The organism is Qipengyuania sp. (assembly GCF_964227205.1).
Classification (GTDB): domain Bacteria; phylum Pseudomonadota; class Alphaproteobacteria; order Sphingomonadales; family Sphingomonadaceae; genus Qipengyuania.
In genome coordinates this window covers 352,729-364,344 of record NZ_CAXQVB010000003.1, presented here as the reverse complement: position 1 = coordinate 364,344, position 11,616 = coordinate 352,729, and the positions used below count along the sequence as shown (strand labels likewise).

Annotated in this window: 10 protein-coding genes; 6 read left to right on the top strand and 4 right to left on the bottom strand. The window is 64.3% G+C overall.

Features of this window, described 5'->3' with window-relative positions; genetic code table 11:
* Nucleotide 1 precedes the first annotated feature (1 nt).
* A complete protein-coding gene (locus ACEQZ0_RS09415) occupies nucleotides 2–376 on the bottom strand; it encodes a hypothetical protein (RefSeq protein WP_370190597.1) in 375 nt (124 codons plus the stop codon).
* Between the two features lie 195 nt (nucleotides 377–571).
* Between ACEQZ0_RS09415 and lptB the strand changes: the two genes are divergently transcribed.
* From lptB to ACEQZ0_RS09390, 5 genes are all read left to right on the top strand, one after another.
* The gene (gene lptB, locus ACEQZ0_RS09410; protein WP_370190596.1) at nucleotides 572–1,357 is read left to right on the top strand and encodes an LPS export ABC transporter ATP-binding protein; all 786 of its coding nucleotides are present in this window, start codon (nucleotides 572–574) and stop codon (nucleotides 1,355–1,357) included.
* Nucleotides 1,358–1,383: 26 nt separating this feature from the next.
* A complete protein-coding gene (rpoN, locus tag ACEQZ0_RS09405) occupies nucleotides 1,384–2,844 on the top strand; it encodes an RNA polymerase factor sigma-54 (RefSeq protein ID WP_370190595.1) in 1,461 nt (486 codons plus the stop codon).
* Nucleotides 2,845–2,986: 142 nt separating this feature from the next.
* On the top strand, nucleotides 2,987–3,682 hold the full coding sequence (gene ctrA, locus ACEQZ0_RS09400; protein WP_050601718.1) for a response regulator transcription factor CtrA: 696 nt from the start codon (nucleotides 2,987–2,989) through the stop codon (nucleotides 3,680–3,682).
* A gap of 202 nt (nucleotides 3,683–3,884) precedes the next feature.
* The gene (locus ACEQZ0_RS09395) at nucleotides 3,885–4,649 is read left to right on the top strand and encodes a sulfite exporter TauE/SafE family protein (RefSeq protein WP_370190594.1); all 765 of its coding nucleotides are present in this window, start codon (nucleotides 3,885–3,887) and stop codon (nucleotides 4,647–4,649) included.
* Nucleotides 4,650–4,668: 19 nt separating this feature from the next.
* Nucleotides 4,669–5,370: a tRNA (guanosine(46)-N(7))-methyltransferase TrmB gene (locus ACEQZ0_RS09390; protein WP_370190593.1), complete on the top strand. Its 702-nt coding sequence runs from the start codon at nucleotides 4,669–4,671 to the stop codon at nucleotides 5,368–5,370.
* Nucleotides 5,371–5,462: 92 nt separating this feature from the next.
* Here ACEQZ0_RS09390 and ACEQZ0_RS09385 read toward each other — a convergent pair whose 3' ends face one another.
* Genes ACEQZ0_RS09385 through ACEQZ0_RS09375 form a run of 3 tightly spaced genes read right to left on the bottom strand, consistent with a single transcriptional unit; the run spans nucleotide 5,463 to nucleotide 10,038 of the window.
* Nucleotides 5,463–6,641 carry a molybdopterin molybdotransferase MoeA gene (locus ACEQZ0_RS09385; RefSeq protein ID WP_370190592.1) on the bottom strand — a complete coding sequence of 393 codons (1,179 nt, stop codon included), beginning with the start codon at nucleotides 6,639–6,641 and terminating at the stop codon, nucleotides 5,463–5,465.
* Between the two features lie 34 nt (nucleotides 6,642–6,675).
* Entirely contained in the window at nucleotides 6,676–7,689 is a 1,014-nt protein-coding gene (gene moaA, locus ACEQZ0_RS09380) for a GTP 3',8-cyclase MoaA (RefSeq protein ID WP_370190591.1), read from the bottom strand.
* 36 nt (nucleotides 7,690–7,725) lie between these two features.
* Complete coding sequence (locus ACEQZ0_RS09375) at nucleotides 7,726–10,038, bottom strand: FdhF/YdeP family oxidoreductase (protein ID WP_370190590.1); 2,313 nt, start codon at nucleotides 10,036–10,038, stop codon at nucleotides 7,726–7,728.
* On the opposite strand from ACEQZ0_RS09375, the gene fdhD reads away from it, so the two are divergent.
* On the top strand, nucleotides 10,037–11,521 hold the full coding sequence (fdhD, locus tag ACEQZ0_RS09370; RefSeq protein ID WP_370190589.1) for a formate dehydrogenase accessory sulfurtransferase FdhD: 1,485 nt from the start codon (nucleotides 10,037–10,039) through the stop codon (nucleotides 11,519–11,521). The two genes, ACEQZ0_RS09375 and fdhD, sit on opposite strands and share 2 nt — an antisense overlap.
* Nucleotides 11,522–11,616: the final 95 nt, after the last annotated feature.

Here is an 11,616-nt window from a genome sequence, read left to right as displayed (position 1 = left end):
GTCAGGAAAAAGCCAGCTTGAAGAAAGCCGTCAGGGCGACCGGCAGGCCGATGGCCAGCCCCCACAACATGATCTGGTCGCGTCGGAAGGCAGGCTTGCGGTCGATATCGGCAGCTTCCTCGTCGCTCAGCCCGGCCCAGCGTCGCTCGAACCAGCGACAGGCGGGGATGATGCCGCCAACGAGTATGACCAGCGCGAGATATGGGACGATCGACGATACGCCCTGTTTCATCGCGCCCACCGTCATGAATATCTGGAGGCCGGTATAGACCAGTAGCGCCAGCGCCACATTGTCGCTCATCGCGCGCCGCCAGTCACGCGCGCGGCGTGCCGTGTGCCCGGTGGCGATGTGATCGTCATGAAGCGCGTCGTTCAAGGCGTCTCTCCCCTGTATTCTCTTCCCGCGGAGCATTGTTTCAAAATTGCGCCCGACTGGCAAGCAATCCTGCGCGAGGCCCCCGCCGACACCGTGGCGATTGCGGGAAACGGATCATGCACGAATCCTGCCAATTCGTCGAAAAAGGCCCCTGCATGGCTTTTCAAGGCCGACTCGCGTGCTATGTCGCGGCCCATGGCCGATATCCAGACGAGCCCTGATTACGATGCGGTACACGACGCCGCCCCGCCGATCCCGCAGGGTGGACTCGAAGTCGTTTCGATCGCCAAGAGCTACGACAAGCGCGCGGTCCTGACCGACATTTCGCTGTCGGTCGGCAAGGGCGAGGTGCTCGGCCTGCTGGGTCCTAACGGCGCGGGCAAGACGACCTGCTTCTATTCGATCATGGGCCTCGTCAGGCCCGATGCCGGTCGCATCCTGATGGACGGCGAGGATGTGACCAACCTGCCTATGTACCGCCGGGCGATCCTTGGCCTCGGCTACCTTCCGCAGGAAACCAGCATCTTCCGCGGCATGACGGTCGAGCAGAACATCAACTGTGTGCTCGAGATGGTCGAGCCCGAGGCCGAAACGCGCGCCGCCGAACTCGAACGGCTGCTCGAGGAATTTGGCCTGACCCGGCTCCGCGCCAGCCCTGCCATGGCGCTGTCGGGCGGCGAACGGCGTCGTTGCGAGATCGCCCGCGCGCTCGCCGCCAAGCCGTCGATTATGCTGCTCGATGAGCCCTTTGCCGGGATCGACCCGCTATCGATCAGCGACATCCGCGACCTGGTGAAAGACCTCAAGACGCGCGGCATCGGCGTGCTCATCACCGACCACAACGTCCGGGAAACGCTCGAAATCGTCGATCGCGCGTGTATCATCTACGGCGGCCAGGTGCTGTTTGCGGGAACGCCCGAGGCGCTGGTGGCCGACGAGAACGTCCGCCGGCTCTATCTCGGCGAGAGTTTCACGCTGTGACGCGCCAAGCCGGCAGGAGTTGAACCATGGCGCTGGGTCCGCGCCTAGACATCCGGCAAACCCAGTCGCTGGTGATGACGCCGCAGCTGCAGCAGGCGATCAAGCTGCTGGCTCTGTCAAATCTCGAGATCGAAACCTTCGTCGCCGAAACGCTCGAATCGAACCCGCTGCTCGAAATGGGCGAGATCCGCCACGAAGCCGGCGAGGAGAGTTCTCCTGAACCGGCGGAACACGACAGCGCCCCAGATTTCGACGGCGACAACGCGCTCGACATCGCCGATCATGCACTCGACCCCGAGGCCGCTCCGGGGGACCGGACACGCGGCGAAGACGGCGACTGGAGCCGCGGCGACGGGGGCCTCGGGACGGGTGAATTGCCCGACCTCGAAAATCGCTCCGCGGAAGGCCCGACCCTCGCCGAACATCTTTCCGAGCAGATCGGCGCGGTAGCGCATGACGCACGCGAGGCGCTCGTCGCGCTCAGGATCATCGGCGAGCTCGACGAAGCCGGCTACCTGCCTACCGATTTGCGGGTGATCGCGGACGAGCTGGGTGTCCCGCTGGCCGAGGCCGAACGCGCGCTGGAAACGATCCAGTCGCTCGAGCCGACCGGTGTCGGTGCACGCACGCTGGCCGAATGCCTTGCATTGCAGGCACGCGAAGCCGACCGCTACGATCCCTGCATGGCGCGGCTGATCGACAATCTTGATCTCGTAGCGACAGGCGACGTTGCCCGCCTCAAACGCATGTGCGAAGTCGATGACGAGGATTTTGCCGACATGCTCGCCGAATTGCGCGGCTACGACCCCAAGCCGGGGCTCGCGTTCGGCGGAGGGGCGCAATCGGCGATCGTGCCCGACGTGCTCATCACCCCGAGCAAGGAGGGATGGGACATCCGCCTCAACGAGGCGAGCCTGCCGCGCCTCGTGGTCAATCGCGAATACTATCTCGAACTGAAATCGGGCGCGCGCGACAAGGCGTCGCAAAGCTGGCTGAACGAGCAGCTGGGCGAGGCCGACTGGCTGATCCGTGCGCTCGACCAGCGGCAGAAGACGATCCTCAAGACCGCAGCCGAAATCGTTAAGAGGCAGGAGGGCTTCTTCCGCCAAGGGGTTACCGCGATGCGCCCGCTGACGTTGCGCGAGGTTGCAGAGCAGATCGAGATGCACGAGAGCACCGTCAGCCGCGTCACCAGCAACAAATATCTGTCGTGCCCGCGTGGCACGTTCGAGCTCAAATACTTCTTCTCCAGCGGGGTGGCCGCGGCCGATGGCGAAGGCGCCTCCTCGGAGGCGATCAAGGCACGCATCAAGGCGCTGTGCGAGGGCGAAGACCCGAAAAAGGTCCTTTCCGACCAGAAGCTGGCCGATCTGCTCAATGCCGAAGGGTTCGATCTCGCACGGCGCACGGTGGCCAAGTATCGCGAGGCTATCGGAATCGGATCGAGCGCCCAGCGCCGTCGCCAGAAGAAGCTCGCATCGCTGTAGCCCCCCCTGGACCACGTGAAAAAAGTTAACGCCATTTACGCCGCGTTAACCTTTCCCGTTCAGATGTTGTGTGGTTAATAGAGGACCACATCCCTTTTCCGGGGTTACCGCTAGAGACCAGCGGCCATACAGGGGACTTACGATGCGCGTACTGCTGATCGAAGACGAGCCGACTACCGCCAAGGCCATCGAGCTCATGCTCACGACCGAGGGCTTCAACGTCTACTCGACCGACCTCGGCGAGGAAGGCTTGGATCTCGGCAAGCTCTATGACTACGACATCATCCTGCTCGATTTGAACCTGCCCGACATGCATGGCTACGACGTGCTCAAGAAGCTGCGCGTGGCCAAGGTCCAGACCCCGGTGCTGATCCTTTCGGGCATCGCCGAAATGGACAGCAAGATCCGCAGTTTCGGCTTCGGCGCCGACGATTACGTCACCAAGCCCTTCCATCGCGAGGAACTGGTCGCCCGCATCCATGCCGTAGTCCGTCGCTCGAAGGGCCACAGCCAGTCGGTCATCCGCACCGGCAAGCTGGCGGTCAACCTCGACGCCAAGACGGTCGAGGTCGATGGGGCCCGCGTCCACCTGACCGGCAAGGAATATGCGATGCTCGAGCTGCTCAGCTTGCGCAAGGGCACCACGCTGACCAAGGAAATGTTCCTCAACCACCTTTACGGCGGCATGGACGAACCCGAGCTCAAGATCATCGACGTCTTCATCTGCAAGCTGCGCAAGAAGCTGAGCCATGCCTGCGGCGGCGAGAACTATATCGAGACCGTGTGGGGCCGCGGCTACGTGCTGCGCGACCCGAACGAAGAGGCCGAGGCGGCCTGACAGCGGTTTCCCCGCGGACGGGACAGCGAGAGACGCCCGGAGCCTCGGCTGCCGGGCGTTTTTCTTTGTCCGGCGCTCACTGCAATGGGGCAACGGCGCGAATCCTGCCAAGCACCCGAGTTACACAGATTTTCTATCTCGCCGGGACACGCGAATCACAGTAGAGGCCGCGGGTATCAACAGCGAAAGGCCCGCCCCCGCAATGGAGGTGCTCGGTTTCGATCTGGGGCCCATTCTCCCCTTCATCCTCATCGGTTTCGCCGCGCAGATGGTCGACGGTGCGCTGGGCATGGCCTTCGGGGTCATCACCAACACGCTGATGGTCGGCCTGCTCGGCGTGCCGCCCGCACTCGCCTCGCAGCGAGTCCATCTGGTGGAATGTTTCACCACCGCGACGTCGGGCATCAGCCACCTGCTGCATGGCAATATCGACAAGCGACTATTCCTGCGGCTGCTGATCCCCGGTGTGATCGGCGGCTTGGCCGGCACCTATCTGCTGACCTCTATCGATGGCGATACGATCAAGCCCTTCGTGCTGCTTTATCTGGCGGGGATCGGCCTGTGGCTGCTGGTGCGCGGCGTGCTCTACCCGCCCAAGTTGCGCGAGGCGAAACATGTCGCACCGCTCGGCCTCGCAGGCGGCTTCCTCGATGCCGCGGGTGGCGGCGGCTGGGGCCCCGTGGTGACCTCGAACCTGCTCGTCCAGGGTGCCGAACCGCGCAAGGTGGTGGGCACGGTCAATTCGGTCGAATTCTTTCTCACGCTGAGCATTTCGGCCAGCTTCGTCTATCATCTCGGCATCTCGCACATCGCCGGCCCGACGCTGGGGCTGATCCTCGGTGGCATTGTCGCGGCGCCCTTCGGTGCGATGGCGGCCAAGCACTTCAGTCCCAAGCTCATGCTGATCCTCGTCGGCATCGCGCTCAGCATGACCAGCGCCTACGGCATCTGGACGACATGGGGATGATGGCGCTACGGCGCGCCGCATGTCAGCATTCAAGGAAGGCGATCCGACCACGCTCAACCGGCTCTACGGCCGCAGCCAGGGAAAACCGCTGCGCGCGGCGCAGCAGGAGCTGGTTGACCGGTTGCTGCCACAGATTGCGGTTCCCGGCGAAGGACGGGTGACCTCGGAAGCGCTGTTCGGTTTCGACCGCCCGCTCCATTTCGAAATCGGCTTCGGCGGCGGCGAACACATGGCCGAACGCGCCGACCTGCTGCCCGATCACGGATTCATCGGGGCCGAACCCTTCGTCAACGGCGTGGCGCAGGCGCTGACGCATATCCGCGACCGCAGGCTCGCCAACGTCCGCATCCACCATGGCGATGCGCTCGAGGTGTTGCGCCGCGTGCCCGATGGCGCGCTGACGATGGTCTACCTGCTCCATCCCGATCCCTGGCCCAAGAACAAGCACGCCAAGCGGCGGATGATGAACGACGGGCCGGTGCGGATGATCGCCGACAAGCTGAAGCCGGGCGGCGAATTTCGCTTCGGCACGGATCATCCGGTCTATCTGCGGCACGCGCTGATGGTGATGCGTCGCTTCACCGACGAGTTCGAGTGGCAGGTCGAAGGCCGCGCGAGCTGGGAGAACCGCCCTTCGGGCTGGCCCGAAACGCGCTATGAGCACAAGGCGCGCACGGTCTATGGCCACGAAGTCTGGTACTTTCGCTTTCGGCGGCGGTGACGGGTCGATCGCGCGGCCGGACACGCTCGATCGCGTGGCCCGGCTGGAGGGGAACCTCCGGCGCATGGCTTCTGGCCTGCCGGTAGGGGAATTCAGAAGGGGATTGTCTGTACCGGCGTACCCGGTGGCAGGGCCTGCTGCCCGGCCGGACAACGGATGAGGCGATCTGCGCGCGCCATTGCGAGTTGGGCTGCGCTGCTTTGGTTGTCCAGCGGCGCCACTTCGTCGCCCTGCCGGATCGCGCGGACGAAGGTTTCGCGCATGCCGGTTCGGGGCAGGGCCTCCGCGAGGCGCAGCGTCTGCCATGGCTCTACCCGGTCGGCCCCGTGCAGCCGCGCGAGAAGGCAGGGCAAGAACAGCGTCGCGGTCACCATCGCCGAGGTCGGATTGCCAGGCAGGCCGAGCACCGCCCTGGGACCGGCACGGCCGAACCAAACCGGCTTGCCCGGCTTGATCGCAACCTTGGAGAAGATCAGCTCGAGGCCGAGTTCCTGCAGTACTTCCTTCGAATAATCCCGGTCGCCCACCGACGCTCCGCCGAGAACGATCAACAGATCGGACACTTGCAGCAAGGCGTCCGCTGCCTCGGCCAGGCGCACCCGGTCGTCCGGGACGATCTTCCGACCGACCAGGCTGGCGCCATGCGATTCGGCCATCCCGGCGATAGGCAGGCTGATGCTCTCGGGGATCGTACCGGGGCGGCCATGCGCACATCCGGGTGCAGCCAGCTCGTCGCCCGTCGCAAGAATCGCCACGCGTGCCCGCCGCGACACCGTGATCTCCGCCCGATCCGCTGCGGCGCACAACACCAGTTGCCGGGCATCGATGCAGGTTCCGGCGGGCACCAGCACGGTGCCGCGGGTGAAATCGCTGCCGGCTTCCCTGATATGGCGGGCGGGTCCATGCCCACTTGCGAACCACACCCTGCCCTGCTCTAGCCGGGCATATTCCTGCATGATCACCATGTCGGCGCCTTCCGGCAGCATCGCGCCGGTGAAGATGCGGGCCGCCTCGCCCTTGCCGATGTGCAGCCGTCGCGCCCCGCCCGCGCGCGCCTCTGCCACCACTGCGAAGCCCATGTGCTCGGCCAGTGCCGCGGAGTTCACCGCATAGCCGTCCATGGCGGCGACGGGCGCCGCGGGAGCGTCCGATCGGGCAAGCAGATCCTCGCGTAACACCCGGCCATACGCCTGGTCTATCGCGGTGACCTCGGTCTCGAGCGCGCCGACGCCCGTCTCGATCAAGCCGATCGCCTCGCTGAAACCGATCATTCGCGTCCCCCCAGCGATCCCGCTCCGCACGCGTCTATCCCCCCGTCATGCTCATGAAGCGCGACACGCTCGGCGTCGCGGCGGAATTCGCAAACGCGTGCCCCTCGGGCTTGCCCGCCAGCAGGCGATCGAGTGCGGCAGCCACCGCTTGTGCCCCCCCTTGCCGCAAGGCATCGCGAAGCTCCACTTTCTGGTCCCGCCCCAGACAGCCGAAGACCGTTCCGGTCGCCGTGACACGGATGCGGTTGCACGAAGCGCAGAAATTGCGCGTCAGGGGCGTGATGAAACCGATCTTGCTGGTCGATCCAGGGATGTCGAAATATCGCGATGGGCCGGGGCTGGAATGCCGCGATTCGACCAGGCCCATGTCTTCGCGCAACCGCGCCTCCACCGGTGCGAGAGACAAGAAGGTCGGTGCGCGATCTTCGCCGATCTCGCCAAGTGGCATCGTTTCGATCAAGGTGAGATCGTGATCGTTGGCCATGCAGAAGCGGATCATCCCGTCGATCTCGTGATCATTGACCGATTTCATCGCGACCATGTTGATCTTGATCCGAAGACCTGCCGCCGTGGCCGCAGCGATTCCTGCGATTGCTTTGTCCAGGTCGCCGCGCCGGGTAATCGCACGATAGGAATCGGGATCGAGCGTGTCGAGGCTGACATTGATACGACGCACCCCGCTGGCAGCCAGAGTGTCCGCATGGTCGGCTAGCTGCGTCCCGTTCGTGGTCAGGGTCAGTTCCTCGAGACCCTTGCCGAGACGCTGGCCGAGGCTCCTTACGAGATCGGAGACACCTGTGCGCACGAGGGGCTCGCCACCGGTGAGCCGGATGCGTCTCACCCCGCGCGCAATGAAAATATCCGCAAGATCGACGATCTCTCCGAGCTCCAGCAGGTCCTTGCGCGGCAGGAAAGTCATCCTGTCGGGCATGCAGTAGCGGCACCGCAAGTCGCATCGGTCGGTCACCGACATGCGCACGTAGTCGATGCGACGGCGGAAGCGGTCCACCAGCGCAGGTGCTGGCGCGATGGCCTGCTGGACGGTCATGCCGCGATTGCCGGCCAGGCGAGCGCGAAAAGCGCCTCAGCCATCCTTGAGCACCTTGACGGGTACCGATTTCGAAGCCGGCGTCTTCGATAGACTGTCGTGATGGCTGATCGGGACAAGGACGTTACACTCGGGATAGTAGGACGCCACGGTGCCCCTTGGCAATTTATAGGCGATGAGCTCAAGCCCCCCCAAAAAGCGATCGACACCATCGTCGTAATCGGTGACGAGACGCACGGTATCGCCATCGACAAGGCCGGCCTCTTCGATATCTGCCGGGTTCATCAGCACGACGTCGCGCGTCCCCTCGATCCCGCGGAAGCGATCGCTGTAGCCATAGACGGTCGTGTTGAACTGGTCGTTGGAGCGCAATGTCATCAGGCGATAGCGTCCCGGCCTGTCCGCAAAGCCCAGCGATGTCAGCTGCGGCGGCGTGGTAATGACCGCCTTCCCGCAATCGGTCTTCCAGATACGTTCGCGGGCCGGGTTGCCGCGGTAGAAACCGCCCGGCTCGAACATGCGCGCGTTGAAATCGGCAAAATCATCGGGATAGGTTTGCTCGATGAGGTCGCGGACCAGCGCGTAATCCCCTGTCCATTCATCCCATTTCAGCCTGGGGTTCGGATCCGTCGCAGCCTTGGCGATACCCGCGACGATCGCCAGTTCGCTTTTCAGCCAATCCGACGCCGGGGGGCGATGGCCGATCGATCCGCTGATCATCGAGAAGCTGTCTTCGCTGGTCACCGCCTGGTTTCCGCCAGCCTGCTGGTCGATTTCGGACCGCCCAAGGCAAGGCAGGATCCAGGCCGATCTGGCAGGATGAAGATGGCTGCGATTGAGCTTCGTCGAGACCATCACGGTCAATTCCTGCGCGGCCCAGGCCTCTTTCATCCGGTCCTGGTCGGGGGTTGCCCTGACGAGGTTCCCGCCCAGCGATATGAACCCCTTCACCTCGCGCCCGATCAGCCCCTCGACGGCATCGACAATATGCAGGCCGTCCTCGGTCGGGGGATCGAAGTCGAAAAGCTGCTTGAGCCGGTCGAGCGGGACCAGCTTGGCCTTTTCCGCGATGCCCACCGTCCGCTGGCCCTGGACGTTGGAATGCCCGCGCACCGGGCAGCAGCCGGTACCTTCGCGCCCGATATTGCCGCGCAACAGGAGCAGGTTCACCATCATCGCGATATTCAGCGCCCCGTGCGTGTGCTGCGTGAAGCCCATGCCGTAAACGCCGATGACGCGGTCCGCCTCCATATAGACCTGCGCCGCTTCGCGCAGGGCAGCCTCGGTCAGGCCGCTGGCGCTTTCGATTTCGGTCCATTCGGCCTTGCGGCAGCAGTCGGCGAAATCGTCGAAACCGGTCGTGTGCTGGGCGATGAAATCATGGTCGATGATCTCGTTCCTGCCGGCCGATCGGGCCTCGTCGTCGGCCTCGACCACGACCTTGCACATGCCCAGGATCGCCGCGACATCGCCGCCTGCCCTGAGCTGGTGGTACTGGTCGGAAATGATGGTTTCCTTGCCCGTCAGCATTGCCAGAGGATTTTGCGGATCGACGAAGGAAACCAACCCTTGCTCGATCACCGGATTGAAGGTCACGATCTTGCCGCCGCGATCCTTCAGGTGCTTGAGATTGTGCAGGAACCGCGGGCTGTTGGTGCCCGGATTCTGGCCAAAGTAGAAATAGGCATCGGCCTTGGCGAGATCGTCGAAGGTCACTGTGCCGACGGGCGATCCGATGACCTTCGTCAACCCTACGGAAGTCGTCTCGTGACACATGTTCGAACTCTGCGGCAGGTTGTTGTTGCCGTAGACGCGCGCCAGCAGGGCATAGAGATAGGACGCCTCGAGCCCCGCATGGCCCGAGGCATAGAAGACCACGCTCTTCCGCGGAAGGCGCTTCAGGATAGAGCCAATCTCGTCGAAGGCCTCCTCCCATTCGACCGGTACGTAACGATCCCTCGCCGCATCGTATTTCATCGGGTGGGTCAGGCGGCCCGCCTTTTCCAGCTCGTGGTCGCTCCAGTTGCGCAATTCGCGAACCGTGTGCCGTTCGCCCGCGAAAAATTCGGGGGTGCAGCGATCCTCCGTCAATTCCCACAGGACGGCCTTCGCGCCGTTCTCGCAAAATTCGAAGGCGGAATAGTTGGCGGGCTTGGGCCAGGCGCAGGACATGCACATGACGCCCTTCGGCTTGTTGAGCCGCCGCAAGCTGTCCAGCGCCCCGGGAGCAGCCCCGCTTTCCCCGTAGATCCGGACAATTCCCTGCAGCGACCCCCATCCGCCGGCAGGACCGGGCGAATGGGGCAGGTCGCGCTCGGCCTCGTCGTCGTCGTCGATCGTCTCGGGCATGGGCGCTTCTCCGGAGGGGCACATTCCAGTGGCTCGATGGTGCCGGGTTGGATTGTCCTTGTCTTATAATATGCTTAGCGCTTCGCATTGTATCGCGCCACCACAACCCCAATCGAAGGCCGACTCTATGACCGGACCCCGCAGGCGCATCCTCGGCGCATTGATCGGCGGAGGACGAAGTCGCCGGTTCGGCTGCGACAAATCCGACGCCCTATGGCAGGGCAGGACATTGCTCGACCACGCTATCCGAGCGATCGCCCCCGCCTGCGACGGTCTCGTGCTCTGCGGCGCGAAGAGAGAGGGCCTGGCCTCGCTCCGCGATCGACCGCACGAAGGGATGGGGCCGTTGGCCGGTCTGTGCGCAGCGCTGTATCACGCTGGCGAAGAGGGATACACGCACGTCCTGAGCGCGCCGATCGACGTCCATCCGCTGCCGCCCGACCTGCTGGAGAACTTTCCCGGTGATCGACCGGCCGTTCTTGATCGTCACTGGCTGATCGGGCTGTGGCCCTGCCACTTGGCCGAGCAGCTGGAGCGGCACTTGCAAGGGGGCGAGCGCTCAGTCGTTTCGTGGCTCGATGGGTGCGGCGCAGCACGCGTTCCGCAAGGGGCCAATGGACTCGTCAACGTCAATACGCCCTTCGATCTCGAACTGCTGGAGATGTCGACTTCGCTTGGTTCGGCCGTGCGATTTTTCGATACGGATGTCCTGAATTTCGATAACGGCCAGGTCACATCGGGGGTCAGGGCGGTGCCGGTCGAGGTTCCCGTCGCCATCGAATTCAATGGTGTCGGCTATGCTGTGATGATGGCATCGCCATCCGACCTCGAGGATTTCGCGGTCGGCTTCGCCTTGAGCGAAGGCCTCGCCGATGCCGGAGAAATGGATGCGCTCGGCACCTTCGAAGCCGAGGGAGGATGGGTTGTCCGCGCCAACCTTCCACCTGGCAGCTTGCCGGCGATCCTGGACCGGGCAAGAACCCGCGTTTCGGAAAGCGGCTGCGGCATTTGCGGGATTGAATCGATCGCCGCCGCCCTCGCCCCGCTCGAGCCGGTGGAAGCCATCCCCCGTCTACGTCCCGCAGCGATCCACAAGGCAATGGGCGCCCTGCGCCAGCACCAAGCGCTGGGCAGGGTGACCGGAGCCGCGCATGCCGCCGCCTTCTGCTCGTTCGACGGCGAGATCGTCTGCACCCGCGAAGACGTGGGGCGGCACAATGCGCTCGACAAGCTTCTGGGCGCCCTGGTGCGGCAAGGGGAAGATCGCGCGAACGGTTTCGTTCTCCTGTCGGCCCGCTGCAGCCAGGAGCTGGTGGAAAAGACAGTGCGCGCCGGCGTGCCGATGCTGGTCACGATCAGCGCGCCCTCCAGCCTCGCTATCATCCGCGCGAGGGAAGGTCAGCTCACGCTCCTGGCCCTTGCCCGCAGCGACACGGCGCTGGTCGTGAACGATCCGCACGGACTGATGCGGAAGGATGTCTAGCGCTTCCGGTCGATCCTCCCGCCCATGAGGGCGGCATGGAAACGCTGCAGTCGCCAAGCGTTGCAGCGAGAGCAGGTTCGCGAACCGCCGACCGC

Coding starts and splice junctions, on each gene's coding strand:
- moaA (WP_370190591.1), bottom strand. CDS start 7,689: ATGACCGTCCAGCAGGCCATCGCGCCAGCACCTGCGCTGGTGGACCGC.
- ctrA (WP_050601718.1), top strand. CDS start 2,987: ATGCGCGTACTGCTGATCGAAGACGAGCCGACTACCGCCAAGGCCATC.
- ACEQZ0_RS09385 (WP_370190592.1), bottom strand. CDS start 6,641: ATGATCGGTTTCAGCGAGGCGATCGGCTTGATCGAGACGGGCGTCGGC.
- ACEQZ0_RS09390 (WP_370190593.1), top strand. CDS start 4,669: ATGTCAGCATTCAAGGAAGGCGATCCGACCACGCTCAACCGGCTCTAC.
- rpoN (WP_370190595.1), top strand. CDS start 1,384: ATGGCGCTGGGTCCGCGCCTAGACATCCGGCAAACCCAGTCGCTGGTG.
- fdhD (WP_370190589.1), top strand. CDS start 10,037: ATGGGCGCTTCTCCGGAGGGGCACATTCCAGTGGCTCGATGGTGCCGG.
- ACEQZ0_RS09395 (WP_370190594.1), top strand. CDS start 3,885: ATGGAGGTGCTCGGTTTCGATCTGGGGCCCATTCTCCCCTTCATCCTC.
- lptB (WP_370190596.1), top strand. CDS start 572: ATGGCCGATATCCAGACGAGCCCTGATTACGATGCGGTACACGACGCC.
- ACEQZ0_RS09375 (WP_370190590.1), bottom strand. CDS start 10,038: ATGCCCGAGACGATCGACGACGACGACGAGGCCGAGCGCGACCTGCCC.